Origin of the sequence: Acidovorax soli (assembly GCF_900107605.1) — a bacterium.
GTDB lineage: Bacteria > Pseudomonadota > Gammaproteobacteria > Burkholderiales > Burkholderiaceae_C > Acidovorax > Acidovorax soli.
The window spans coordinates 1-24961 of the sequence record NZ_FNQJ01000032.1 but is presented as its reverse complement, the minus strand read 5'-3'; the positions used below and the strand labels follow the sequence as shown (position 1 = coordinate 24961).

Annotated in this window: 23 protein-coding genes; 8 read left to right on the top strand and 15 right to left on the bottom strand. The window is 66.9% G+C overall.

Going from position 1 to position 24961, the window contains the following annotated elements; translation table 11 throughout:
* Positions 1 to 6: 6 nt before the first annotated feature.
* From BLW02_RS16255 to BLW02_RS16245, 3 genes are read left to right on the top strand one after another with little or no spacing between them, the layout of a single operon-like run.
* The gene (locus BLW02_RS16255) at positions 7 to 774 is read left to right on the top strand and encodes a cytochrome b/b6 domain-containing protein (RefSeq protein WP_092700265.1); all 768 of its coding nucleotides are present in this window, start codon (positions 7 to 9) and stop codon (positions 772 to 774) included.
* Between the two features lie 15 nt (positions 775 to 789).
* A complete protein-coding gene (locus BLW02_RS16250) occupies positions 790 to 1455 on the top strand; it encodes a response regulator (RefSeq protein ID WP_092700262.1) in 666 nt (221 codons plus the stop codon).
* Positions 1452 to 2804, top strand: coding sequence for an ATP-binding protein (locus BLW02_RS16245; RefSeq protein ID WP_092700258.1), 1353 nt, complete (start codon positions 1452 to 1454; stop codon positions 2802 to 2804). Before BLW02_RS16250 ends, BLW02_RS16245 begins: the two co-directional genes overlap by 4 nt.
* 44 nt (positions 2805 to 2848) lie before the next feature.
* Here BLW02_RS16245 and eda read toward each other — a convergent pair whose 3' ends face one another.
* Positions 2849 to 3478, bottom strand: coding sequence for a bifunctional 4-hydroxy-2-oxoglutarate aldolase/2-dehydro-3-deoxy-phosphogluconate aldolase (gene eda / locus BLW02_RS16240; RefSeq protein ID WP_092700292.1), 630 nt, complete (start codon positions 3476 to 3478; stop codon positions 2849 to 2851).
* Between the two features lie 173 nt (positions 3479 to 3651).
* Positions 3652 to 5421: a phosphogluconate dehydratase gene (gene edd / locus BLW02_RS16235; RefSeq protein ID WP_092700255.1), complete on the bottom strand. Its 1770-nt coding sequence runs from the start codon at positions 5419 to 5421 to the stop codon at positions 3652 to 3654.
* Between the two features lie 99 nt (positions 5422 to 5520).
* Here edd and BLW02_RS16230 point away from each other — a divergent pair, with 99 nt between their 5' ends.
* Positions 5521 to 6450: an SMP-30/gluconolactonase/LRE family protein gene (locus tag BLW02_RS16230; RefSeq protein ID WP_092700252.1), complete on the top strand. Its 930-nt coding sequence runs from the start codon at positions 5521 to 5523 to the stop codon at positions 6448 to 6450.
* Between the two features lie 15 nt (positions 6451 to 6465).
* Here the strand turns inward: BLW02_RS16230 and pgi are convergent, their stop codons facing one another.
* Positions 6466 to 8061 carry a glucose-6-phosphate isomerase gene (gene pgi / locus BLW02_RS16225; protein ID WP_092700249.1) on the bottom strand — a complete coding sequence of 532 codons (1596 nt, stop codon included), beginning with the start codon at positions 8059 to 8061 and terminating at the stop codon, positions 6466 to 6468.
* Positions 8062 to 8235: 174 nt separating this feature from the next.
* Between pgi and zwf the strand changes: the two genes are divergently transcribed.
* The gene (gene zwf, locus BLW02_RS16220; protein WP_092700246.1) at positions 8236 to 9690 is read left to right on the top strand and encodes a glucose-6-phosphate dehydrogenase; all 1455 of its coding nucleotides are present in this window, start codon (positions 8236 to 8238) and stop codon (positions 9688 to 9690) included.
* 46 nt (positions 9691 to 9736) lie between these two features.
* Here zwf and gloA2 read toward each other — a convergent pair whose 3' ends face one another.
* The 7 genes from gloA2 to BLW02_RS16185 all read right to left on the bottom strand — a co-directional run bounded on the left by gloA2 (position 9737) and on the right by BLW02_RS16185 (position 16752).
* Positions 9737 to 10174, bottom strand: a complete 438-nt coding sequence (gene gloA2 / locus BLW02_RS16215; RefSeq protein WP_092700243.1) for an SMU1112c/YaeR family gloxylase I-like metalloprotein — start codon at positions 10172 to 10174, stop codon at positions 9737 to 9739.
* Complete coding sequence (gene glk, locus BLW02_RS16210; protein ID WP_092700240.1) at positions 10171 to 11148, bottom strand: glucokinase; 978 nt, start codon at positions 11146 to 11148, stop codon at positions 10171 to 10173. The genes gloA2 and glk overlap by 4 nt, the downstream gene beginning before the upstream one ends.
* 119 nt (positions 11149 to 11267) lie before the next feature.
* Positions 11268 to 12329: an ABC transporter ATP-binding protein gene (locus tag BLW02_RS16205; RefSeq protein WP_092700237.1), complete on the bottom strand. Its 1062-nt coding sequence runs from the start codon at positions 12327 to 12329 to the stop codon at positions 11268 to 11270.
* Between the two features lie 3 nt (positions 12330 to 12332).
* On the bottom strand, positions 12333 to 13214 hold the full coding sequence (locus BLW02_RS16200) for a carbohydrate ABC transporter permease (protein WP_092700234.1): 882 nt from the start codon (positions 13212 to 13214) through the stop codon (positions 12333 to 12335).
* The gene (locus BLW02_RS16195; RefSeq protein ID WP_092700231.1) at positions 13204 to 14085 is read right to left on the bottom strand and encodes a carbohydrate ABC transporter permease; all 882 of its coding nucleotides are present in this window, start codon (positions 14083 to 14085) and stop codon (positions 13204 to 13206) included. Before BLW02_RS16195 ends, BLW02_RS16200 begins: the two co-directional genes overlap by 11 nt.
* Positions 14086 to 14259: 174 nt before the next feature.
* A complete protein-coding gene (locus BLW02_RS16190) occupies positions 14260 to 15444 on the bottom strand; it encodes a carbohydrate porin (RefSeq protein WP_483069165.1) in 1185 nt (394 codons plus the stop codon).
* Between the two features lie 57 nt (positions 15445 to 15501).
* A complete protein-coding gene (locus BLW02_RS16185) occupies positions 15502 to 16752 on the bottom strand; it encodes an ABC transporter substrate-binding protein (RefSeq protein ID WP_092700228.1) in 1251 nt (416 codons plus the stop codon).
* A 174-nt stretch (positions 16753 to 16926) separates the two neighbouring features.
* Between BLW02_RS16185 and BLW02_RS16180 the strand changes: the two genes are divergently transcribed.
* Both BLW02_RS16180 and BLW02_RS16175 read left to right on the top strand, forming a co-directional pair.
* Positions 16927 to 17643: a response regulator transcription factor gene (locus BLW02_RS16180; protein ID WP_092700225.1), complete on the top strand. Its 717-nt coding sequence runs from the start codon at positions 16927 to 16929 to the stop codon at positions 17641 to 17643.
* 45 nt (positions 17644 to 17688) lie between these two features.
* The gene (locus BLW02_RS16175) at positions 17689 to 19083 is read left to right on the top strand and encodes a sensor histidine kinase (protein WP_092700222.1); all 1395 of its coding nucleotides are present in this window, start codon (positions 17689 to 17691) and stop codon (positions 19081 to 19083) included.
* Positions 19084 to 19303: 220 nt separating this feature from the next.
* On the opposite strand, the gene BLW02_RS16170 is transcribed toward BLW02_RS16175, so the two are convergent.
* Both BLW02_RS16170 and tal read right to left on the bottom strand, forming a co-directional pair.
* Positions 19304 to 20425, bottom strand: coding sequence for a beta-ketoacyl-ACP synthase III (locus tag BLW02_RS16170; RefSeq protein ID WP_092700219.1), 1122 nt, complete (start codon positions 20423 to 20425; stop codon positions 19304 to 19306).
* Positions 20426 to 20524: 99 nt separating this feature from the next.
* The gene (gene tal / locus BLW02_RS16165) at positions 20525 to 21472 is read right to left on the bottom strand and encodes a transaldolase (protein ID WP_092700216.1); all 948 of its coding nucleotides are present in this window, start codon (positions 21470 to 21472) and stop codon (positions 20525 to 20527) included.
* 164 nt (positions 21473 to 21636) lie between these two features.
* On the opposite strand from tal, the gene BLW02_RS16160 reads away from it, so the two are divergent.
* Complete coding sequence (locus tag BLW02_RS16160) at positions 21637 to 22482, top strand: MurR/RpiR family transcriptional regulator (protein WP_092700212.1); 846 nt, start codon at positions 21637 to 21639, stop codon at positions 22480 to 22482.
* Positions 22483 to 22607: 125 nt separating this feature from the next.
* Here the strand turns inward: BLW02_RS16160 and BLW02_RS16155 are convergent, their stop codons facing one another.
* The 3 genes from BLW02_RS16155 to BLW02_RS16145 all read right to left on the bottom strand — a co-directional run.
* Positions 22608 to 23591 (bottom strand): tripartite tricarboxylate transporter substrate binding protein, encoded by a 984-nt coding sequence (locus tag BLW02_RS16155; protein ID WP_092700209.1) that lies wholly within the window; start codon positions 23589 to 23591, stop codon positions 22608 to 22610.
* Positions 23592 to 23680: 89 nt separating this feature from the next.
* On the bottom strand, positions 23681 to 24613 hold the full coding sequence (locus BLW02_RS16150) for an electron transfer flavoprotein subunit alpha/FixB family protein (protein WP_092700206.1): 933 nt from the start codon (positions 24611 to 24613) through the stop codon (positions 23681 to 23683).
* 12 nt (positions 24614 to 24625) lie between these two features.
* Positions 24626 to 24961, bottom strand: a 336-nt coding sequence (locus tag BLW02_RS16145; protein WP_425285670.1) for an electron transfer flavoprotein subunit beta/FixA family protein, incomplete at its 5' end; no start/stop codon positions are given.

Genomic DNA, 24961 nt, shown 5'->3' with positions numbered 1-24961 from the left:
ACCGCCATGACTTCCGACACCCTTTCCACCCCATCGCCCTCCTCCGCTTCAGCGCCCTCCACGGCCCCGGCGCAGACGCCCCGGCCCGCCACCCGCCGCGTGGTCGATGCCACCACGCGCATGCTGCACTGGCTGATGGCGCTGAGCTTCACGGCGGCCTATGTCACCGCCGACGGTGAACGCTGGCGCCTGGTGCACGTCACGCTGGGCTACACGCTGGCGGGGCTGGTCGTGGCACGCCTGCTGTGGGGCCTGTTCGGGCCGCGCCAGGCCCGGCTGTCGGTGCTGTGGCGCAAGCTGCAGGGCGTGCCGGCGTGGCTGAAGTCCCTGGCGGCCGTGCGCTCGCCCGGTGCGCTGCAGGCCACCTGGCGCCCGGGGCAGAACCTGCTGATGGCGCTGGCCGTGGCGCTGATCCTGGCGCTGGTGGTACCGCTCACCCTCAGCGGCTATGCCGTGTGGGACGAATGGGGCGGCGAATGGCTGGAGGAAGTGCACGAGTTCTTCGGCAACACCCTGCTGTTCGTGGTGCTGGCGCATATCGGCCTGATCGCGCTCCTGAGCGTGCTGCGCCGCAAGAACCAGGCGCTGCCCATGCTGACGGGCCGTGTGCCAGGCCCCGGGCCCGACCTGGCGAAAAGCAACCACGGCGGGATTGCCGCGCTCGTCCTGGCCTGCGTGCTGGCCTTCTGGGCGTGGCAGTGGAACCAGGCGCCCCAGCAGCCCGCCGCCGATGCCACGCGCTGGAGCGAGAATCGCCACCATGACGACGACTGACTGAAAGCCCCTTCCATGCGCATCCTGCTGGCCGAAGACGACGAACTGCTGGGCTCGGGCATCCGCGCCGGCCTGGCGCAAAACGGCTTCCAGGTGGACTGGGTGCGCGATGGCGTGGCGGCCGAGCGCGAGCTGGCCACCGGCGCCTACCAGGCGGCCGTGCTCGACCTGGGCCTGCCGCGCCAGGACGGCATGGACGTGCTGCGCCAGGTGCGCGCGCGCCGCAACACCACGCCGGTGCTGGTGCTCACCGCCCGCGACGCCGTGCCTGCGCGCATTGCCGGGCTGGACGCGGGCGCTGACGACTACCTCATCAAGCCCATCGACCTGCACGAGCTGGCCGCCCGCCTGCGCGCCCTGGTGCGGCGCGCCCATGGCCAGAGCGAAACCCGGCTGGCCGCTGGCAACGTGGTGCTGGACCCGGCCGCCCACCAGGTGATGGCGGATGGCCAAGCCGTGGAGCTGTCGAACCGCGAGTACGACCTCCTGCACGCGCTGCTGCTGAACGCCGGGCGCGTACTCAGCCGCGAGCAGCTGGAGCAGCGCCTGTACCAGTGGGGCAGCGAGATCAACAGCAACGCGGTGGAAGTGCACATCTACCACCTGCGGCGCAAGCTGGGCGCGGCCCTGATCGAGACCGTGCGCGGCGTGGGCTACCGCATTGCACGCGAAACCGCATGAGCGCCGCCGCCCCGCGCACACCCCGCTCGCTGCAGACCCGTCTGCTGACCACGGTGCTGGCCCTGGTGCTGCTGGCCTGGAGCGTGGCCGCAGCGCTGGCCTGGCACGAAACCGACGAGGAAGTCAGCGACCTGCTCGATGCCCATCTGGCGCAAACCGCCGCCCTGCTGCGCCTGCAGCCCCTGGATGAACTCGACGAAGACCGCCTGAACGAAGCGCCCGAGCTCGACAAGCACCAGCCGCGCGTGGTGTTCCAGCTCTGGCACGAAGACCAGTTGCTGGCCCGCTCGGCCAGTGCGCCGCAGCAACCCCTGACGCAGCGGCGCAAGCGTGGCTTTGCCGACAGCCAGGTGGACGGCAAGGCCTGGCGCGTGTTCGTCACGCAGGGGCGCGAGCGCGATGTGCGCATTCTGGTGGGCGAGCTGCAGTCGGTGCGCCGCGAGATCGTGCTGGCCAGCCTGACCAGCATCCTCAAGCCCCTGGCCTGGGCCCTGCCGCTGCTGGCGCTGGGCATCTGGTGGGCGGTGCGCGGCTCGGTGCGGCCGCTGGGCCGGCTCGGGCAGGCCGTCGCTGCGCGCCAGCCGCAGTCGCTGGCCCCGCTGTCCACCGAAGGCGTGCCGCCCGAGGTGCTGCCCCTGGTCACGGCGCTCAACGACCTGTTCGAGCGCATGGCCCGGCTGCTGGCCACCGAGCAGCAATTCACCGCCGACGCGGCGCACGAACTGCGCACACCCATTGCGGGCATCCGCATGCAGGCCCAGGTGGCGCAAGGCGCCACCGACACCCAGGAGCGCGCCACGGCGCTGGAGGCCACGGTGCAGGGCTGCGACCGGGCCACAAGGCTGGTGGAGCAGCTGCTGCAGCTGGCCCGGCTCGATGCCGAGCCCGCCCCCGACAGCGGCAGCAGCACACCGCTGGCCGATGTGGCGCGGCAGGTGGCCGCCGACCTGCAGGCCACGGCAGAGCGCCGGCAGCAGCGCATCGTGCTGCCCGAACCCCTGGCGCCCACCGTGCGCATCCCGCTGCCCGAGCCCCTGGCCCGCGTGCTGCTGCGCAACCTGCTGGACAACGCCTTGCGCTACAGCCCGCAGGGCGCCGAAGTGCGATTGCAGGTGTCCACCCGGGCCGATGGCCAGGCGCAACTGAGCGTGGAAGACAGCGGCCCGGGCCTCACGCCCGAAGAACAGGCGCGCCTGGGCGAGCGGTTTTTCCGGGTGCTGGGCACCAGCCAGAGCGGCAGCGGCCTGGGCTGGTCCATCGTCCGGCGCATCGCGCGCCTGCACCATTTGCAGGTGGCCACCGACCGCAGCCCGGCGCTGGGCGGCTTGCGCGTCACGGTGCACTGGTAAAACCGCCGTCGCACCGGACGGGCAGGTCTGCACTGCGCCGAAGCTCAGGAGGCAGCGCGCAGGCCCTGCGCATCACGCGCCAGCTGCGTGATGCGCGCCCAGTCGCCCGCACGCACCGCGTCGGTGGGCGTGAGCCAGGAGCCGCCCACGCAGCGCACATTGGGCAGCGCCAGGTAGTTGGGGGCCGTGGCGCTGGTGATGCCACCCGTGGGGCAAAAGCCCACCGGACCAAACGGGCTGGCCCAGGCCTTGAGCAGCGGGATGCCGCCCACGGCCTCGGCCGGAAACAGCTTGAGGAACGAGAACCCGTCGGCCAGCGCCGCCATGATCTCGCTTGACGTAGCCACGCCGGGCAGCAGCGGCAGGCGCAGGGCCTTGCAAGCGTTGCCCACCTCCGACGTGTAGCCGGGGCTCACGGCAAAGCGGGCCCCCGCCTCGCTGGCGCGGCGGGCGTCATCGGCATTGAGCACCGTGCCCACGCCCACCACGGCCTCGGGCAGATGGCGGGCAATGGCCTCGATGGCGGGCAGGCCGGCAGCGGTGCGCAGCGTCACCTCCAGCACCTTCACGCCGCCGGCCAGCAGGGCCTCGGCCAGGGGCAGCGCATCTTCTACGCGGTCGATCACGATGACGGGGATGACCGGGCCATGGCTGGCGATGTCAAGAGGATTCATGAGTTTGTACTCCTTGGTGTTTTCGGTGTCGGATGCAGCAAGCGGCCTAAAAAACTGGCGCAACGCGATGCCAGTGCACCCGTGGAACTGGCTTCGCCAGGCCATCGGGTGCGTCCCCCTCCCGCGCAGCGAGAGAGGGGGAAGGCGCGCAGCGACTCAGGGGGTGCATCCTGCTACAGCCATGTGCAGGCTCCTTGTTCGGCACCGCCAGCATGGCGGCGAAAGTTGGTGAAGAGTTCTCGGCCAAAGCCGACGGGTGATGGGGCGTTGAAGGATGCCGGGGCGCGTGCGGCCCACTCGGCATCGTCCACCAGCACATCGAGCGTGCCCGCCACCGCATCCACCCGCACGATGTCGCCATCGCGCACCTTGGCCAGCGGGCCGCCAGCCAGCGCCTCGGGGGTGACGTGGATGGCGGCGGGCACCTTGCCCGAGGCGCCGCTCATGCGCCCGTCGGTCACCAGCGCCACCTGGAAGCCCTGGTTCTGCAGCACGGCCAGTGGCGGCGTGAGCTTGTGCAGCTCGGGCATGCCGTTGGCCTGCGGGCCCTGAAAACGCACCACGGCCACCATGTCCTGATTGACCTCGCCCGCGCTGAAGGCGGCGAGCAAGGCCTCCTGCGAATCGAAAACACGCGCTGGGGCTTGGACGATATGGCGGTCTTCGGGCACAGCCGACACCTTGATCACCGCACGGCCCAGGCGGCCTTGCAGCAGGCGCAGCCCGCCCGTGGGCGAGAACGGCTCACTCACGGGCCGCAGCACCGAGGTATCGCCCGACACGGCGGGCGCGCTCTTGCCGCCATCGGCAATGCCGCCTGCGTTCACGCTCATCACATCAGGGTGCATCAGGCCGCCCGCCAGCAGCTCGCGCAGGATCCAGGGCGGGCCGCCGGCCGCCTGGAACTGGTTCACATCGGCATCGCCATTGGGGTACACGCGGGCCAGCAGCGGCACAGCGGACGAGAGCTCGTCGAAATCGGTCCAGTCGATCAGGATGCCCGCGCTGCGCGCAATCGCCACCCAGTGGATCAGATGGTTGGTGGAGCCGCCCGTGGCCAGCAAGGCCACCATGGCGTTGACGATGCAGCGCTCGTCCACCAGCTTGCCAATGGGAGTGAAGCGCTTGCCGCGCTTGCCGATGTCGAGCACCGTGCGCAGCGCCTGGCGCGTGAAGGCTTCGCGCACCTCGGTGCCGGGCGACTCGAACGCCGCGCCGGGCACATGCAGGCCCATGGCTTCGAGCAGCATCTGGTTGCTGTTGGCTGTGCCGTAAAACGTGCAGGTGCCGGGGCTGTGGTACGCGGCGGACTCGGCCTGGAGCAGCTCGTCGCGGCCCACCAGGCCCTGTGCGTACTGCTCGCGCACCTTCGATTTGTCCTTGTTCGACAGGCCCGTGCCCATGGGGCCTGCGGGCACAAACACGCAGGGCAGGTGGCCGTAGTGCAGCGCGCCGATCAGCAGGCCGGGCACGATCTTGTCGCACACGCCCAGCAGCAGCGCACCATCGAACACATCGTGGGACAGCGCTACCGCCGTGGCCATGGCAATGGCGTCGCGGGAGAACAGCGACAGCTCCATGCCGGGCGTGCCTTGCGTCACGCCATCGCACATCGCGGGCACGCCACCTGCCACTTGCACCGTGGCCCCCTGCCGCACGGCTTCGTCGCGCAGGATGGCGGGGTAGCCCTGGTACGGCTGGTGGGCCGAGAGCATGTCGTTGTAGGCCGTGACGATGCCGATGTTGGGGGCTTTCTCGACCGTGACCTTGAACTTGTCCGAGCCCGGCAGCGCCGCGTAGGCGTGGGCCAGGTTGGCGCAGCCCATGCGGTCTTGTGCGGGCTTGCGGGCGATCATGGCGTCAACGCCGACAAGGTAGGCCCCGCGCGTGTCTGCGCTGCGCTGGACAATGCGCTCGGTCACGCGCGCTACAACTGGATGCATGGAAGTCTCCATCGGTGGGTGGCGGGGCCCCGTGCATGGCGCCGGAGCCCGTTGTCTGAGGCCCTAGAATGTAACTCGATAACCACCCCACTTCAACCCATGTCCCTGCAAATCCTGCCCCTTCCACCCTCCGAACTGGGCGAATCCCCCTTCTGGCACCCCACGGAAAAATCCCTTTACTGGTGTGACATTCAGGGACAAGCAGTTCACGCATGGCATCCTGCCAGCGGCCGCCGCCGGCAATGGCGCATGCCCAGCGAGCCCGGCTGCTGCGCGCCAGCGGCCGATGGTCGATTAGTAATCGGGTTACGGAACGGTTTCTATCTTCTGGATACGGCGAAGGACAGCGCAGACCCGACCGCCCTCACCTGCCTGGCCCTGCTGCCGCCCGAGCAGCACGACACCACCGTGCTGCGCCTGAACGACGGCCGCTGCGACAGCGCAGGCCGCTTCTGGGCGGGCTCGGTCATCACGCCCCGCACCGCACCCCATGCCGCGCTGTGGCGCCTGCAGGCCGACCCGGCCAGCGCCACGGGCTATAGCGTGCGCCACATGGCGGGCGACAACTTCACCGCCAACGGCCTGGCCTTCAGCCCCGACAACCGCACGCTGTACTGGTCGAACACGCCGGAGCACCGCATTGACCGGTTCGACTTTGACGTGGCCACAGGCGAAATCACCCACCGGCGCCCCTGGGTGCGGTTCGACCGCAAGGTGGAAGGCCAACCCTACGGCGGCCGGCCCGATGGCGCGGCGGTGGATGTGGAGGGGAATTACTGGGTAGCGATGTATGAAGGGGCTTGCGTGCTGCAGCTCTCGCCAGCGGGCGCAGTCTTGCAGCGCATCGCGGTGCCGGTACAGTGCCCGACCATGGTGTGCTTTGGCGGGGAAGACTTGAGCACGCTGTACATCACATCGGCAGGTGCAGGCAGGCCTGTTCAAGAGCAGAAGACAGCGACTCCTGCGGGCTCGCTGTTCAGCGTGGAGGCGGGCGTTGCGGGACTGCCGGTGAACTTCTTCCAGCGCTGAATCCCCGCGCCAGCCTCAGAGCCTGTTGACGATCTCCCAGGCTGCAGGGGCCGCGCGCAACCTCTGCAGCAAGCCCGCCGTCGATCCATCGAGCCCGGTAACGTCGCCGCTGTCCCAGCGCGCTTCCAGGTCCCTGGCCAGCACCTTGCCCAGCTCCACGCCCCACTGGTCAAAGCTGTTGATGCCCCACAGGCTGCCGCTCACAAACACGCGGTGCTCCTGCAGCGCAATCAGCGCGCCCAGCGATGCGGGGGTGAGGGCTTCGAGCAGCATGAGCGTGCTGGGACGGTTGCCCGGAAAGTGCCGGTGGCCGTCGTCGCTGGCCTTGCCCACCATCAGCGCCTGCGTTTGCGCCAGCGCGTTGGCCAGCAGCTTTTGCTGGTGGCCCGGCAGCGGGTGAGATGCCTTGCGCACGGCCACGATCTCCAGCGGCAGCACGTCAGCGCCCTGGTGCAGCATCTGGAAGAACGCATGCTGGCCGTTGGTGCCTGGCTCGCCCCACAGCACGGGCGATGTGACGCAGGTAAGCAGGCTGCCGTCCTGCGCCACGCGCTTGCCGTTGCTCTCCATCTCCAGCTGCTGCAGGTAGGCCGAGTAGCGACCCAGCGCCGCATGGTAGGGCGCGATGCAGCGGCTGGTAAAGCCATGGAAGTTGCGGTACCAGACATCGAGCAGGCCCAGGCGCACGGGCAGGTTCTGCGCCAGCGGCGCGGTGCGGAAATGCTCGTCCATGGCATGGGCTCCCGCAAGAAAGTCACGGAAACCCTGCGCGCCAATCGCGATGGCAATGGGCAGGCCAATCGCCGACCACAGCGAGTAGCGGCCGCCCACCCAGTCCCAGAAGCCGAAGGTGGTGGTGATGCCCATCGCACCCGCAGCCTCGATGTTGGTGGTGAGCGCTGCAAAGTGCCGCGCCACGTCGCGCCCGCCCTGGGCGGCAAACCAAGTGAGCGCCGAGTGCGCATTCATCATGGTCTCGGCCGTGGTGAAGGTCTTGGACGCCACGAGGAACAGCGTGCTCTCGGGCCGCAGGCCTTGGAGCACATGGTGCAGCTCGTGGCCATCCACGTTCGAGACAAAGTGAAAGCGCTTGCCGGGGATGCGGAACTCTTCGAGCGCACGCACAGCCATGTGCGGGCCCAGGTCCGACCCGCCGATGCCGATGTTCACCACGTCGGTGATGGCAGCATCGCTGCGCACCTGCTCGGCGTACTGCAGCATGGCATCGAGCGTGTGGTGCACGCCGGCCAGGCGCTGCGCGGTCTCGGGCACATCACCGGGCAGGACCAGGCCCGCAGGGCGGCGCAGCAGCGTGTGCAGCACGGCGCGGTTTTCGGTGGTGTTGATGGCCTCGCCCGCAAACATCGCGTCGCGATGCTGCGCCAGGCCGCAATCGCGGGCCAGGTCCAGCAACAGCGCTTCGGTGTCGCGATCCCACAGGTTCTTGGACAGGTCGGCAAACACATGCGGGGCCGACTGGCTGAAGCCGGCAAACCGCTGGGCGTCCTGCGCAAACGCCTGGCGCATGTCCAGGTACTGGCCGTGGGAGGAATAGTGGGCTGCCAACTGGGGCCATAGCGCAGACTGGTCGCAACGAAGGGGCATGGTCATCAAACGGGTAGGGTGAAAAGCGGCAGAATAGTAACTTGATTACACACAAAAATAACTCATGAACAGGTTCTTTTGGGTTACAAGCAATAGAAAAACGGCATCTTCCATCGGAAAACCATGTAACGTTATTACAATCCCGGGCAACAAAACGAACCACCCCATCACGGAGACACCATGAGTTTTGACCTCGTCCTGTTCGGCGGCACCGGCGACCTTGCCTGGCGCAAGCTGATGCCCGCATTGTTTCAGGCCTTCCGGCATGGCACGCTGCCCGAGGGGGGGCGCATCATCGCGGTGGCGCGCGACGACCTGAACGACGAACAATACCGCAGCCTGATCCAGTCGCGGTTCGACGGCGTGGAGCTGGCCAAGCGCCCCAGCCCGGATGAGTTCGCACGCTTTGCCGCGCTGCTGCACTACCTGCGCATGGACCTGGCCAACACCCAGGACTACGAGCGCCTGGCCGACACCCTGAAGGCGCGCGGGGCGGATTCAGTGGTGATGTACGTGGCCACCGCGCCCAGCCTGTTCACCAACGTGTGCGAACAGATCGCCGCCGTGGGCCTGAACGGCTCCACCACCCGCGTGGTGCTGGAAAAGCCCCTGGGCCACGACCTGCAGTCCAACCGCGCCATCAACGACACGCTGCGCCGCGTGCTCAAGGAAGAGCAGGTCTTTCGCATCGACCACTACCTGGGCAAGCCCTCGGTGCAGAACCTGTTCGCGCTGCGCTTTGGCAACGCCTTGTTCGAGCCGCTGTGGCGCCGCGAGACCATTGCCAACATCCAGATCACGATGGCCGAAGAGCTGGGCGTGGAGTCGCGCGGCGCGTTCTACGACCAGACTGGCGCGCTGCGCGACATGGTGCAGAACCATGCGCTGCAGCTGCTGTGCGCGATCGGCATGGAGCCCCCCATCAACTCCAGCGCCAACGCCATCCGCGACGAAAAGCTCAAGGTGCTGCAGTCGCTCAAGCCCTGGACGCTGGAGACCATCGGCCAGCATGTGATCCGGGGGCAATACGCGGCGGGCAACCTCCAGGGCCAGCCCGTGCCTGGCTACGCGCAAGAACAGGGCGTGGCCGCCGCCAGCACCACCGAAACCTTTGTGGCGCTGCGCACCGAGATCAGCAACTGGCGCTGGGCGGGCGTGCCGTTCTACATCCGCACCGGCAAGCGGCTGGCGGGGCGCGACGCGCACATCGTCATCAACTTCCGGCCGGTGCCGCACCCCATCTTCAAGACGCCGGCGGGCGCGGCCAATCGCCTGGTGATCAACCTGCAGCCCAAGGACGGGCTGGAGCTGCACCTGATGGCCCAGGGCGCGGCCCAGCGCCAGGCCGAGCCCGCGCTGTCGCAGGTGCACTTGAACCTGGACTTTGACCAGCGCTTTGGCACCGAACGGGTGGGCGCCTACGAACGCCTGCTGCTGGACGTGATTGCCGGCCGCCTGAACCTGTTCGTGCGCAGCGACGAGCAGGAGGAAGCCTGGCGCTGGGTGGAGCCCATCCTGCAATACTGGAAGAACGACCCCACCGGCCCCCGCCCCTACCCCGCCGGCAGCTGGGGCCCGCGTGCCGCGAGCGCGATGATTGCGCGCGATGGGTATTGCTGGAGTGAAGAGATGTGACACGGAAAAAGGCCCGCCAGGGCCTTTTTCTCTGATCGCAGACAGATCAGCGGGAGGCGGGCACAGGCCCCACCAGCTCGATCGGCAACCCATCCGGGTCGGCAAAAAACGTGAACAGCGCCCCCGTGAACGGGTCCGTGCGCACCGGCTCCACGGCCACGCCATGTGCCATCAGGGCAGCCACGCTGGCCTCCATGTCGGCCACGCGCAGGGCCAGGTGGCGCAAGCCGCAGGCCTCGGGGTAAGAAGGGCGTGCGGGCCGGTGGGGGAAAGAAAACAACTCCACCTGCGTGCCGTCGGGCAGTTGGAGGTCGAGCTTGTACGACTGCCGCTCGGCGCGGTAATGCTCGTGCACCACCTGCAGGCCCAGCACTTCGGTGTAGAAGCAGCGCGAGCGCGCGTAGTCGCTGGCGATGATGGCCACATGGTGCACGCCGGTGGGCCGCAGCATAGGGAGCGGTGCGCTCGCCGGGCTGCCGCTCATGGGTCTGTACCCGCAATGTCCAGCGCGCGCGAGGCACCGTGCAGCGCGGGCGTGGCGCCGGGGTCGATGACCCAGCAGGGCATGGAGGCCAGGTAGGACTGGAACCGCCCCTTGGATTCAAACCGTGCGCGGAACGGCGACTGGTCGAACCAGGTGCCCAGGCGTGGCACCATGCCGCCGCCGATGAAGACACCACCGCGCGCCCCGAGCGTAAGCGCCAGGTTGCCCGCCACGCTGCCCAGGAAGCCGCAGAACAGCTCCAGCGCCTCCAGCGCCAGCGGGTCGTTGGCCTGCAGCGCGAGCTCAGTCACCTGCGCGGCCGAGCTGATCTCCTTGCCGCCGCGCTGAGCCAGCCGGCGCAGCGCGTGGTACAGGTCGACCAGCCCGGCACCACACACGGCGCGTTCGGCCGACACGTGGCCGTAGCGCTCTTGCAGGATGCCCAGCACATCGAATTCGCGCCGGGTCTGCGCGGCCAGCGTGACATGACCGCCCTCGCCCGACAGCGGCACCCCCAGGCTGGAGCCGGGCGGAAACACTAGCCCCGACACGCCCAGGCCCGTGCCCGGGCCCAGCAGCGCAATCGCGGCGCCCGGCACGGCCGCGCCGCCGCCCACCGGGCGCAGCTGCGCAGGGGTGAGCAGGGGCAGCGCCAGCGCAAGCGCGGTGAAGTCGTTGATGACCACCAGCCGCTCAAAACCAAACGCCTCGCGCACGGCGCGCTGCGAAAAGCTCCAGCTGTGGTTGGTCATGCGGATGGCATCGCCCGTGACCGGGTTGGCGATGCCAAAAGCAGCCTCGCGGGGGGTGGCGATGTTCACCTCGGCCAGGTAGGCCGACAGGGCGGCATCCACCGTGGGGAACTGTGCGCAGGGCAGCACACGGGTGTCGTGCAGGGGGCCATCGGGCTGGTCTTGCCAGGCCAGGCGGATGTTGGTGCCGCCAATGTCGGCCAGCAGGCGCAGGGGTGTCATGCGGTGTTTTAAGCAAAAACAGCTGCTAGCACTCGTAGTACATGCGCTAGAAGCTACTGTTTCAATAGCAAACAGACGGCAGAGAAGGCGGGTGCCCGGCGGCGTTCACGCCGCGCGGATCACGCCAGCCGATTCTCGCTGCTGGCGTCAAACCAGTGGGCGTTGGCGGGCTCCACCGCCAGGCCCACGGCGTCGCCGGGCTGCACGCGGGTCTGGGCATCGGTGCGCAGCGTGACGCTGCCCGCGGCCGTGTCCACCATCACATAGGTGTCGGGGCCCGTGGGCTCGACCACGCTGACGCGGCCGCGCCAGGGGGCTCTGTCCTGCATCACCAGGTGCTCGGGGCGCACGCCCAGCAGCACCTCGTTGACACTGGCGGGGGCTGCCAGGTTCAGGGCCGCGCCCTGGATGCCAAACTGCCCGCCCGTGGCCGCACCGCGCAGCAGGTTCATGGTGGGCGATCCAATGAAGGTGGCCACGTAGGTGTTGGCCGGGCGGTTGTAGATGTCGTCCGGCGTGCCCAGCTGCTGTACCACACCGCCCTTCATGACCGCGATGCGCGAGCCCAGCGTCATGGCCTCGACCTGGTCGTGCGTGACGTACACGCTGGTGATGCCGCTGGCCTGGTGCAGGCGCTTGATTTCGGCGCGCATCTCCACGCGCAGCTTGGCGTCCAGGTTGGACAGCGGCTCGTCGAACAAAAAGAGCTGCGGCTGGCGCGCCAGCGCCCGGCCCATGGCCACGCGCTGGCGCTGCCCGCCCGAGAGCTGGCTGGGCCGGCGGTCCAGCAGGTGGCTGATCTGCAACATGGCCGCCACTTCGTCGATGCGCTTTTGGCGCTCGGCCTTGGGCATCTTGCGCATCTCCAGCGCAAAGCCGATGTTGTCGGCCACGCTCAAGGTGGGGTACAGCGCATAGCTCTGGAACACCATGGCGATGTCGCGGTCGCGCGGGGGCATGCCCACCACGTTCTTGCCGCCGATGCGGATCTCGCCCTCGGTGGGCTCATCCAGCCCCGCAATGATGTTGAGCAGCGTGGATTTGCCGCAGCCCGAGGGGCCGACCAGGATGAGGAACTCGCCGGGGGCCACGTGGATGTCCACCTTGCGCAGCACCTCCACGCTTTTGTCGCCCTTGCCAAAGCGCTTGTTGATGCCTGCGATGTCGAGTGATGACGCCATGATTTATCCCTTCACTGCGCCGGCCGTCAGCCCGCGCACAAAAAATTTACCCGCCAGCACATAGATCACCATCGTGGGCAGGCCCGCGATGATGGCGGCCGCCATGTCCACGTTGTAGGCCTTCACACTGCTGCTGGTGTTGGCCAGGTTGTTCAGGCCCACGGTGATGGGCTTGGACTCGGTGCCCGAGAACACCACGCCAAACAGGAAGTCGTTCCAGATGTTGGTGAACTGCCAGATCAGCGTGACCATGACGATGGGCGTGGACAGCGGCAGCACGATGCGCCAGAAGATCTGCCAGAAGCTTGCGCCGTCCATGCGTGCCGCATTCACCAGCTCCTTGGGGATGGCCGCGTAGTAGTTGCGAAAGAACAGCGTGGTGCCCGCCAGCCCGGCCAGGCAGTGCACCAGCACCAGCCCGGTGATGGAGCTGGAAAGCCCCAGCCAGCCCAGCACCTGGCTCATGGGCAGCAGCACCACCTGGAAGGGCATGAACACGCCAAACAGCAGCAGGCCAAACAGGGTGTCGCTGCCGCGAAACTTCCACAGGCTCAGCACATAGCCGTTGAGCGCGCCCCACACGGTGGAGATCAGCACGGCCGGCACGGCCATGGCCACCGAGTTCCAGAAGAACGGGCGCAGGCCATTGCAGTCCACGCCCGTGCAGGCGCTCTGCCAGGCCGTGCCCCAGGCCGACCCGTTCAGCGCGGCGGGCAGTGCCAGCAGCGAGGTGCTGCGGATCTCCTCGGCGTCCTTGAACGAGGTGACCAGCATCGCATACAGCGGCAGCAGGAAGAACGCAGTGGCCAGGGCCAGCACGCCATAGACCAGCAGGCGCCCCAGCGACGGGAAAAGGGAGGGAGACACCGAGGAATTAGCGGTCATGGGGCTTGCTCCGCAGTTCGCTGTAAAGGTAAGGAATCACCAGGGCCGCCACGGTGGCCAGCATCATGGTGGCGCTGGCCGCGCCCAGGCCAATCTGGCCGCGCGAGAACGACATGGTGTACATGAAGGTGGCGGGCACATCGGTGGCAAAGCCGGGGCCGCCAGCGGTGAGCGCCATCACCAGATCAAAGCTCTTGATCGCGAGGTGCGACAGCACCATGAGCGTGGAAAAGAACACCGGCCGCAGTGCCGGCAGCACGATACGCCAGTAGATGCGCGGCAGCGAGGCGCCATCGACCTGCGCGGCCTTGATGATGCTGTCATCGATGCCGCGCAGCCCGGCCAGGAACAGCGCCATGGCAAAGCCCGCGCTTTGCCAGATGCCGGCGATGACCACGCAGTAGATGGCCATCTCGGTGTCCACCAGCCAGCCAAAGGTGAAGTTCGTGAAGCCCCAGTCCTGCATCAGTTTCTCCAGGCCCAGGCTGGGGTTGAGCAGCCACTTCCAGGCCGTGCCCGTGACCACGAACGACAGGGCCATGGGGTACAGGTAGATGGTGCGCAAAGCACCCTCGGCACGGATCTTCTGGTCCAGCAGCACGGCCAGCAACACGCCAATGGCCAGCGAGCCACCCACGTAGCCCACGCCGAAGATGCCCAGGTTTTTGAGCGCGACCCACCAGCGGTCCATCGCCCAGAGTTTTTCGTATTGCGCCAGACCGACCCACTCGTAGTTGGGCAGCATGCGCGAGGCGGACAGGCTCAGCACCCCGCTCCAGACCATCAGGCCATAGATAAAGGCGAAGCCCAGCACAAAGGCCGGGGCGACCACCAGCTTGGGCAGCCAGCTCTCCAGAGAATTCTTGGGCATCACCGGGCACCCCCTTCAGGAAGAAGCGACCCGCTCAGCAACGGTGCATGGCGGTCATTTTTCATGGCAGCGGAAAATTGTGGGCATGTGGCACCTGCATGGGAAAAAGTGGGCGCACACCCGGTGCGCACCAAAGAACAAAGTCACCTCGGAGTAACTCACACACTCAACGGCTTACCACCACACCTCGTACTGCACGCCCACCAGCGTGCGCGAGGTCTTGCCATTGGCGCCAAAGCTGCCTGCGTTGGCCACTGCGGCCGCCTGGTTCCAGTTGGCCTTGGTCACATACAGGCGCAGCTCGGGGCGCGACCAGAAGTCTTCCGACATGGCCAGGGCGCCTGCCAGCGTGGCCTTGGTCAGGCGCTGGTCGGCGCCCGAGCCCTTGCGGGTGGTGGTGGACAGCTCCACCAAGCCCTTGAAGTTCTTGCTGAACGCGTAGGAACCCCGGCCGCCCAGCGAGAAGTCCTTGGTCTCCACGCCGGTCAGATCCGCCTTGTTGGTCTGGTAGCCGATGAGGGCCTGGCCGCCAAACGGGCCGCTTTGCCAGTGAATGGAATCGGCGATACGGGTGGCGCGCTTGCCCGCGCTGGTGCCCTCGATGGCCTCGAACTCCCCGTCGATGCGGGCATGGCCGCGCGAGGTCTGCAGGTACAGCGTGTTGCTGATGCTGGGCAGCACAAACTCCTTTTGCGTGTGCATCAGCGAGATGCCGGACCCCGAACCGCCGCCCACCTGGTTCTTGCCGCCCACCGCCGTCAGCAGCACCCGCAGCTTGCCGCCGGGGTTGGTATTGATCTCGGACAGGTCGGCGTTGATGCGGTGCGCCTTCACGTTGTTGGGCAGGCCGCGGTCAAATTTGTCGCCGGTGAACACGCCCAGGCCCAGCTTCATGCCGCCGACGGGAATGTCGGTGACGCCGGCACCGATGTTGTCGCCATAGTTCAGCAAGAAGTAATCGACGATGTGCACGTCCTGGATACGCAGGCGGCGCTGGCCGGCCCAGAACCTGGCTTCGGGCGCAAACGCGAAGCCGCTCATCTCCACAAACGCCTGCTCGGTGCTGATGTCGCCGCTGCCCCACTTGGCGGGCATGTAGTTCACCTTCCACTTCACGCCACCGGCTTCGAAGCCCTTGGCGAAGTTGACTTCGATGCCGTTGTCGCCCTCGTTGCCCAGGCGGTATTTCTGCAGTTCGCCGCCCAGCGTCAGGTTGCCCTTGACGCCGTCCGAGTGGTTGAACACGGGGCCACCGCGGGAGTAGCCGTTGAACTCAAAGCCTGCTGCTTCCATGGCAAAGGCGCCATTCGCGCATGCGGCGGCCAAAGCCACCGCCGTCAGGCGGTTTCTTGTCGTCATGATGGGATCCCTCTGGGGTTGGTTTTAGTGCGTGTAGGTGCGTGTGTCGTACACGGCTTACTTGGTCTTCGCGGCGGTCGCGATCTTCTTCATGGCGTCGGCGACGCTCACCTTGTCGTCGTTCCAGAACTGGCTGACGGCATCCTTGATCGCCCCTTCGGTGGCAGGCGCAATCGCCATGCCATGGGCCACGCTGGGCACCAGGCCACCGCTCTTGGCAGTGTCAGCAAAGTCCTTGGCCGAGGCCTTGGCGCAGTCGTCGAACTTGTCCATCTTCTGTCCGGTGCGCACAGGGATCGAGCCCTTGTTGAGGTTGAACACCTCCTGGAACTCGGGGCTCATGATGGAGCTGGCCAGGTCGCTTTGCGCCTTCTGGGCCGCTGCGTCCTTGAGCTTGAACAGGATGAACGAATCCACGTTGAAGGTGAACGCACCCGCCGCGCCCGGTGCCGCCGCGCACTGAAACTCCTTGCCCGGCGCCTTGCCCGCCGCAATGAACTCGCCCTTGGCCCAGTCGCCCATCAGCTGAAAGCCCGCCTTGCCCTGGATGAGCATGGCCGTGGCCAGGTTCCAATCGCGGCCGGAAGCGCCCGGGTCGGTGTAGGTCTTGATGCGGCGGAAGGTCTCCAGCGACTTCTTCATGGTGTCGCTGTGGATGGCCTTGTCGTCCAGCTTGACCAGCGCGTCCTGGTAGAACTTGGCACCGCCCACACCCAGCACCACGGATTCAAAGGTGGTGAAGTCCTGCCAGTTCTGGCCGCCATGGGCCACCGGAATCAGGCCTGCGGCCTTGAGCTTGTCGGCAGCGGCAAAGAACTCGTCCCAGGTCTTGGGCATGCTCGCCACGCCCGCCTTCTTGAGCGCATCGGAGCTGGCCCACAGCCAGTTCACGCGGTGCACATTGACGGGGGCGGCCACGTAGCTGCCCTTGTACTTCATCACGTCGGCGACCACCTTGGGCAGCACCTCGTCCCACTTCTCGGTCTTGGCCAGCGCATCGACATTCGCCAGCACGCCTTCGGAGGCCCACTCCTGAATGGCCGGGCCCTTGGTCTGCGCGGCCGAGGGCGGGTTGCCCGAGATCACGCGGCTTTTCAGCACCGTCATGGCGCTGTCGCCACCACCACCGGCCACGGCAAAGTCGCGCCAGGTGTGGCCCTTGCCCTGCATGATCTTCTTGAGTTCGGCAGCCGACTTGGCTTCACCGCCCGAAGTCCAGTAGTGCAGGACCTCGACCTCCCCGGCACTGGCGGACATCGCTGCCGCCAGGCCCACCGCCAGTGCGGCGATCTTTGCCATCTTCCACATACCCTTGTCTCCTCGACGTTGTTGTCAGAATCTCGTGCTGCGCCTTGAATCCCATGTCGCTCAGCGCAGCCGGTACTTTAATTACAATAATTAATTTAACTCTCAGGGCTTTCCCTGAGAGTCGCGGCCAGGCCGCAGCGGGTCCGTTGCGGGGGCCTTTGTTATGCTCAATCCATGGCCACGATACTGATTGTCGAAGACGACGCCCTCCTGCTCGACGCGCTCACCGGCCAGCTCAAGCAACTTGATTACGGCGTCAGCACGGCCAGCAGCGTGGCGCAGGCCATGGCGCTTTTGCAGGCGCAGGCGGTGGACGGCATCATCCTGGACCTGGGCCTGCCGGGCGCCGACGGCATGGAGCTGCTGGTCTGGGCCCGCGCGCGTATCACCGGCTTGCCCGTGCTGATCCTCACGGCCCGCGATGGTGTCGATGACCGCGTGCTGGGCCTGAACGCCGGGGCCGACGACTACATCACCAAGCCCTTCAACATGCAGGAGCTGCAGGCCCGCCTGCAGGCCATGCTGCGCCGCGCACGGCAGCCCGCCTTCACCCAGGCCAGCAGCGCGGCGGGCGTCGCCAGCACCACCATCGGCCCCCTGGTGCTGGACCACGCCAGCCATGCCGCCGCGCTGAACGGCGACCTGTTGGAGCTGACCCAGCGCGAGTGGGAGCTGCTGGAACTGCTGGCCCACCGCTGCGGCGAAGTCGTCACGCGCGACGATGTGCTGGCCGCCTGGCGCGCCAGCCCGCCCGAGCCCGGGCAAACCGCGGCCCCTCTGAACTCCAATGCGCTGGAGGTGTATGTGCACCGCCTGCGCAAGAAGCTGGACGCATCGCCCCTGAACATCCGCAATATCCGCGGCCTGGGCTACATGCTCGCCAAGCCATGAAAATGCCCTCCTCCCTTCCGAGGCGCTGCGCCTCGGGCCATTGACGTGCGGCAGGTCCCCGGCGTATCCCTGCAGCGCAAGCTGCTGCTGTGGCTGCTGCTGCCGCAGCTGGTGCTGTGGTTGTCGGGCGGGTTTCTGGCGTGGCGCATTGCGCTGCAAAACGGCGAGAAGGGCATTGACCAGACACTGACCCAGTCGGTGCGGGCGCTGGCGCGGCAGATCAAACCGATCGGCGACGGGCTGCTGGTGGATTTTCCGAAGGCCGCGCAGGACATCCTGGAGCAAGACCCGGCCGACCCCATTAGCTACATGGTGTCATCCCCGCCCGGGCGCTTCCTGCTGGGCAACGCACAGCTGCCGCCACCGCCCCAGGTCGATGTGGCCGTGGGCGAGGCGTTTCTGTACCAAGCGCGGGTGGACGACAAACCGGTGCGCGTGGCCTTGCTGGATGTGGATTACGGCACCGCCTCCACCCGCCAGCGCCTGCGCGTGCAGGTGGCCCAGAGCCTCACCGTGCGCGAGCGCATTGCGCAAGAGCTGCTGGAGCGCATGGTGTTCCCCATGGGCTTGATGGGCCTTGCCCTGAGTGCCGTGGTGTACGCGGGCGTACTGCGCGGACTGCAGCCCCTCAAGCGCCTGGAGGCGCAGATCGAGCGCGCGCGTGCACTGCCCCACACGGGCACCACGCCGCTGCCGCCCATCGAGCTGACCTCCGCCCCGCAAGAAGTGCATTCGCTGGCCAGCACCATCAACCGCCTGCTGGAGACCGTGGCGCGCGGCCAGCAAAAGGAAAAGCGCTTTTTGAACGACGCCGCCCACCAATTGCGCACGCCGCTCGCCGGCCTCATCGGCCAGACCGAGCTGGCCCTGCACGAAAGCCATGAACCCGCCGTGCAGGCCCGCTTGCAAAAGGTGCTGTCGGCCGCGCAACGCAGTGCCCACCTGGTGCACCAGCTGCTGCAGCTGGCGCGCTCGGAATCGAACGTGGAGATGCAGTCCATCGACCTGGCCGCGCTGGCCCGCGAGGTGGCCCGCGAATGGGCCGCCCGCGCACTGGCCCAGGGCATGGACCTGGGCTACGAGGGCGTGGACCACCTGCCCGCGCAGGGCCACCCGCTGCTGCTGCGCGAGGCGCTCAACAACCTCATCGACAACGCGCTGCATTACGCCGACCCCGGCGCCACCGTGACGGTACGTGTGGGCCACGAAGCGCCCGGGCACTGGGCGCTGCTGGTGGTGGAAGACGACGGGCCGGGCGTGCCTGCCGAGCACCTGGGCGACCTGTTTGCGCGCTTCTGGCGCGGATCGGACAAGGCGGGGGGATGCGGGCTGGGGCTGTCGATCGTGGAAGAGATCGCGCTGCGCCACGGGGGGCGGACGGTGGCCGAGGGACTGGTGCCGAAGGGGTTGCGGGTGGGGATGCGCTTGCCTGCGGGGTGACCTTTGGTTGTTGTGACGGGTTTCGCCCGTGCCTTATGCCTTCAATCCAGCTGCACCCGGTCAAAGATGACCCGCACAAGCCGCGCAAACCGGTGGTAGTTGCGCTCGGGATGGGCCACAAGGCGTCATTTCGCTGCCAATAGTTCGGTGGTTGGCAAGAAAAGCAATGCCGCGGAACGCCCGAGGCTGCGCTATCACAGTCCTCGGGGAGTTGTGCAGGTCAGCGTTTGCGCACCACCACGCTGCCGATGGAGTAACCCGCGCCAAAGGAGCAGATCACGCCCAGGTCGCCGGCCGCCAGATCGGCCCGGTGCTTGTGGAAGGCGATGATGGAACCGGCCGATGCGGTGTTGGCGAACTCGTCCAGGATCAGGGGCGCCACATCGGCGCCCGCGTCCGCGCCCACCAGCTTCTTGATGACCAGCTGGTTCATGCCCTGGTTGGCCTGGTGCAGCCAGTAGCGGCGCACCGCCGTGGGCGCCTGGTCCAGCGCCGCCAGATGGGCCTCGATGTGGGCGGCGGCCAGCGGCACCACTTCCTTGAAGACCTTGCGGCCTTCCTGGCGGAAGGTCTTGTCGCGCGCGTTCGGATCGCTGTCCTCGCTGCGGTTGAGAAACCCGAAATTGTTGCGGATGGCATTGGAGAACTGGGTGACCAGCTTGGTGCCCACCACCTCCCACTGGTCGGCCGCTGTGGCGCAGTCGGCCCGCTCGATGATGAGCGCCGTGCAGACATCGCCAAAGATGAAATGGCAGTCGCGGTCGTTCCATGCCTGGTGGCCCGAGGTGATCTCGGGGTTGACCACCAGCACGCATTTCGCGCTGCCCGTGCGCACGGCGTTGACGGCCTGCTCGATCGCAAAGGTGGCCGACGAGCAGGCCACGTTCATGTCGAAACCATAGCCACCGGCCCCCAGCGCCTGCTGGATCTCGATGGCCATGGCGGGGTAGGCGCGCTGCATGTTGGCCGCCGAGCACAGCACGGCATCGATCTGGTCGCCGGTCTTGCATGCGGCGTCCAGCGCCTGGCGCGCGGCCTCCACGGCAATCTCGGCCATCAATGACAGCTGATCGTCGGGCCGCTCGGTGAAGCGCGGGTACATGCGCGCGGGGTCCAGCACGCCGGTTTTTTCCAGCACATAGCGCTGCTGGATGCCCGAGGCCTTTTCGATGAATTCGACGCTGGAATAGGTCAGGGGCGCACGCACGCCGGCCGCAATATCGTCGGCAAAGCGCGCGTTTTCCTGGTCCACATGGCGGTTGAAGGATTCAACCAGCTCGGCATTGGTGATGGTGTGCGGGGGCTGGTAAATGCCGGTTCCGCTGATGACAACTGCGTGCATGGATCAATTCCTGTTGCCCGAACTCCAGGCAGGGTGCGCAAGTGTACGAGCCCCGGCAAGACCGGCGCGAGCGCCAGATACCGAGGTCAACGCATGCAATCAGGCCGCCTGGATGAGTTTTTCCAGCTTCACGGCATCGGCCGCAAAGCTGCGGATGCCCTCGGCCAGCTTCTCGGTGGCCATGGCATCTTCATTCAGCGCGAAGCGGAAACCCGCCTCGTCGTACTGGACCGCAGGCAGCGGCATGGCACGTGCGGCGTCGGCATTGATCGCCGGTTGCAAGGGCGCATCGGAGGCCGCCAGCTGCGCCAGCAGCTCAGGCGCAATGGTCAGCAGGTCGCAGCCCGCCAGTGCGGTGATCTGGCCAACATTGCGAAAGCTCGCACCCATCACCTCGGTGGCGATGCCGAAATGCTTGTAATGGTTGTAGATCTGCGTGACCGATTGCACGCCGGGGTCGTTGGCACCGCTGCGCGCGGCCTCGTCCCAGCTGGCGCCGGCCTGCTTCTTGTACCAGTCGTAGATGCGGCCCACGAACGGCGAGATCAGCTGCACCCTGGCCTGCCCGCAGGCCACGGCCTGGCAGAACGAGAACAGCAGCGTGAGGTTGGTGTGGATGCCGCGCTGCTCCAGCTTTTCTGCGGCCTTGATGCCCTCCCAGGTGGCAGCCACCTTGATGAGCACGCGGTCGATATGAATGCCCTGCGCCTGGTACAGCTCGATGATGCGTTCGGCCCGCGTCACGGTGGCGCTGGTGTCAAAGCTCAGGCGTGCATCGACCTCGGTGGATACGCGCCCCGGGATGGTGGCCAGGATCTCGCAGCCAAAGCGCACCAGCAGGCGGTCGATCACCTCGTCCATGGGGCGATCCTTCCACTGGGCCACCGTGGACTGCAGCAGGGGCGCGTATTCGGGCTTTTGCACCGCCTTGAGGATCAGCGAGGGGTTGGTGGTGGCGTCCTGGGGCTGGAACTGCGCCAGCTGCTTGAAGTCGCCGGTGTCGGCAACCACGGTGGTGAACTGTTTGAGGGCGTCAAGCTGATTCATGGCGAAAGTCTCATGGAGTGGGCGGTGGACAAGCCGGCGCCCACGCATGTTTTGCCGGGGCGACGGCAATCCGCAAGTGTAGACGGCCCGTTACCGCGACCGTTCTCGCCATGAAACCAAGTTACATTGTCGTGACATCGTTTCTGTTTTTCCGTGGAATTGACATGCTGGACCGCATCACCGCCTCCCTGCCCTCCCTGGCCCCCGCCGAGCAACGCGTGGGCCGGCTGGTGCTGGCCGACGCCCGCGCGTTTGCCCGCCTGCCCGTGCGCGAGCTGGCCGAGCGCGCCCACGTCAGCAAGCCCACCGTGGTGCGCTTTTGCCGCAGCATGGGCTATGACGGGCTGGCCGACTTCAAGCTCAAGCTGGCCGGCAGCGTGAGCGAGGGCGTGCCCTTCATCCACCGCAGCGTGGATGTGGACGACAAGACCGGCGATGTGCTGGTGAAGGTGGTGGACAACGCCGTGGCGGCCTTTTTGCAATACCGCAACGCCGCCAGCACCGGGGCCATCGAACGCGCCGCTGAAGCCATCACCAGCACCTGGAAGGCCGGCAAGCGCATCGAGTTCTATGGCGCGGGCAATTCCGGCTTCGTGGCGCAGGACGCGCAGCACAAGTTCTTTCGCCTGGGCGTGACCTCGATCGCCACCAGCGACGGCCATATCCAGGTGATGAGCGCCACCCTGCTCGGCCCGGGCGATTGCGCGGTGATCATCTCCAACTCGGGCCGCACGCGCGACCTGATGGACGCCGCCGACATTGCGCGCAAGAACGGCGCCACCACCATCGCCATCACCGCCAGCGGCTCGCCGCTGGCCAGTGCCTGCAATATCCACCTGGCCGCCGACCACCCCGAGGGCTATGACCGCTACAGCCCCATGGTGTCGCGGCTGCTGCACCTGCTGGTGATTGACGTGCTGGCCACCTGCGTGGCACTGCGCATCGGCCCCTCGCTGCAACCGGTGCTGCAGCAGATGAAAGAGAACCTGCGGGCCAAACGCTATACGTGAAGCCCCCTGAGCCGCTTCGCGTCATCCCCCAAAGGGGGACGCCACCCGTGGCCCGGCAAAGCCGGTTCCACGGCGGCACTGGTATGGGGCGCGCTGGGTTCAAGGGCGGCTGTTGATGCAGGCCCTTAATCCAGCGTCACACCGGCTTCGCGGATCACCTTGCCCCACTTGGTGGTCTCGGACGCCAGAAAAGCGTCGCAAGCCTCGGGCGTTGTGCCTTCGGCAAAGGTGCCCATGGTTTCGAGCTTGGCGCGGGTTTCTTCGCTGTGGATGATCTGGTTGACCGCCTCCGACATGCGCTTGACGATGTCGCGCGGCGTGCCGGCGGGTGCAATCATGCTGGCCCAGGTGCTGCCCAGCATGCCTGGAATGCCCTGCTCCACAAAGGTGGGCACATCGGGCAGGATGGGCAGGCGTTTTTCACTGGCTACGCCAATCAGACGGATGCGACCGGTCTTGGCGGGCTGAATCAGGTTGGGCGGGGGATCGAGGAACAGCGGCACCTGGCCGCCCAGCAGATCGGTGAGCGCGGGCGTGGCCCCACGGTACGGGATATGCACCATGAAGGTCTTGGTCAGCGTCTTGAACAGCTCGCTGGTCAGGTGCGCCGCCGAGCCGCTGCCCGACGAGGCAAAACTCACCTTGCCGGGGTTGGCCTTGGCGTAGGCCACCAGTTCCCTGGTGTTCTTGAACGGTGCATTGAGGGACACGGCCGCCACCAGCGGCGAAATGCCCAGCAATGACACACCCACCAGATCCTTGCGTGCGTTGTAGGGCAGCTTGGGGTAGAGCGTGTTGTTGGCGGTAAAGGCCGGAATCACCACGCCGAAGGTGTGCCCGTCGGGCGCCGATTTGGCCACCGCATCGACGCCGATGATGCTGTTGGCGCCGGGCTTGTTGTCGATCACCACGGGCTGGCCCAGCTGCTTTTGCAGGCCCACCTGCAGCAGGCGCGCCATCTGGTCGGTAAAACCCCCGGCCGTGTAAGGCACGATGATCCTGATCGGCTTGCTTGGCCAGGCCGACTGCGCCAGCGATGGCAGGGCCGCGCTGGCCAACGCGGCGGAGGCAGCCTGCACCAGGGTGCGGCGGGAAAGGTCGATGCCCATGGATGTTGTCTCCTTTTGCATGGAATATGGCGATACCGCTTAGCAAATAAGCACTTGCGGCTATCCCATGGATAGCCATCCAATGCCCGTCAAAGCGCCTTGACCAGTTCCGGCACGGCCGCAAACAGATCCGCCTCCAGCCCATAGTCGGCCACACTGAAGATCGGCGCCTCCGGGTCCTTGTTGATCGCCACGATCACCTTCGAGTCCTTCATGCCCGCCAGGTGCTGGATCGCCCCCGAGATGCCCGCTGCCACGTACAGCTGCGGCGCCACGATCTTGCCCGTCTGGCCTACTTGCCAGTCGTTGGGGGCGTAGCCCGCGTCCACCGCTGCGCGGCTGGCGCCGAGAGCAGCGCCCAGCTTGTCGGCCAGCGGGGTCATGACTTCGTCGAACTTTTCCTTGCTGCCCAGCGCCCGGCCACCCGAGACGATGATCTTGGCGGCGGTCAGTTCGGGCCGGTCGCTCTTGGCGATTTCGCTGCCCATGAACTTGCTCTTGCCTGCATCGTTGGTGGCGGTTGCGGTTTCCACTGCGGCGGAGCCACCGGTGGCGGCTGCGGCGTCAAAGCCGGTGGTGCGCACGGTGATGATCTTGATGCTGTCTGCGCTTTGCACGGTGGCGATGGCGTTGCCGGCGTAGATGGGGCGCTCGAAGGTGTCTTGGCTCACCACCTTGGTGATGTCGCTGATCTGGGCGACGTCGAGCTTGGCGGCCACGCGCGGGGCGACGTTCTTGCCGCCTGCGGTGGCGGGGAACAGGATGTGGCTGTAGTTGCCTGCGATGGCCAGCACTTGCGCTGCGACGTTCTCGGCCAGGCCGTGTTCGAGGCCGGGGGCGTCGGCGTGGATGACTTTGGCGACGCCGGCAATCTGGCTGGCGGCTTGTGCGGCTGCGCCTGCGTTGTGGCCGGCCACCAGGATGTGGATGTCGCCACCGCAGGCGGCTGCGGCGGTGACGGTGTTGAGGGTGGCGCCCTTGATGGTGGCGTTGTCGTGTTCGGCAATAACGAGGGTGGTCATTTCTTGTGCTCCTTAGATGACTTTGGCTTCGTTCTTGAGTTTGTCGACCAGGGCGGCGACGTCGGCCACCTTGATGCCGGCTCCGCGTTTGGCGGGTTCGGCGACTTTCAGGGTCTTCAGGCGCGGGGCGACATCGACGCCCAGGTCTTCGGGTTTGACGGTGTCGAGCTGCTTTTTCTTGGCCTTCATGATGTTGGGCAAGGTGACGTAGCGGGGCTCGTTCAGGCGCAGGTCGGTGGTGATGACTGCGGGGAGCGAAAGCTGCAGGGTTTCCAGGCCGCCGTCGACTTCGCGGGTGACGCTGACTTGGTCGGCCGTGAGTTCAACTTTGCTGGCGAAGGTGGCCTG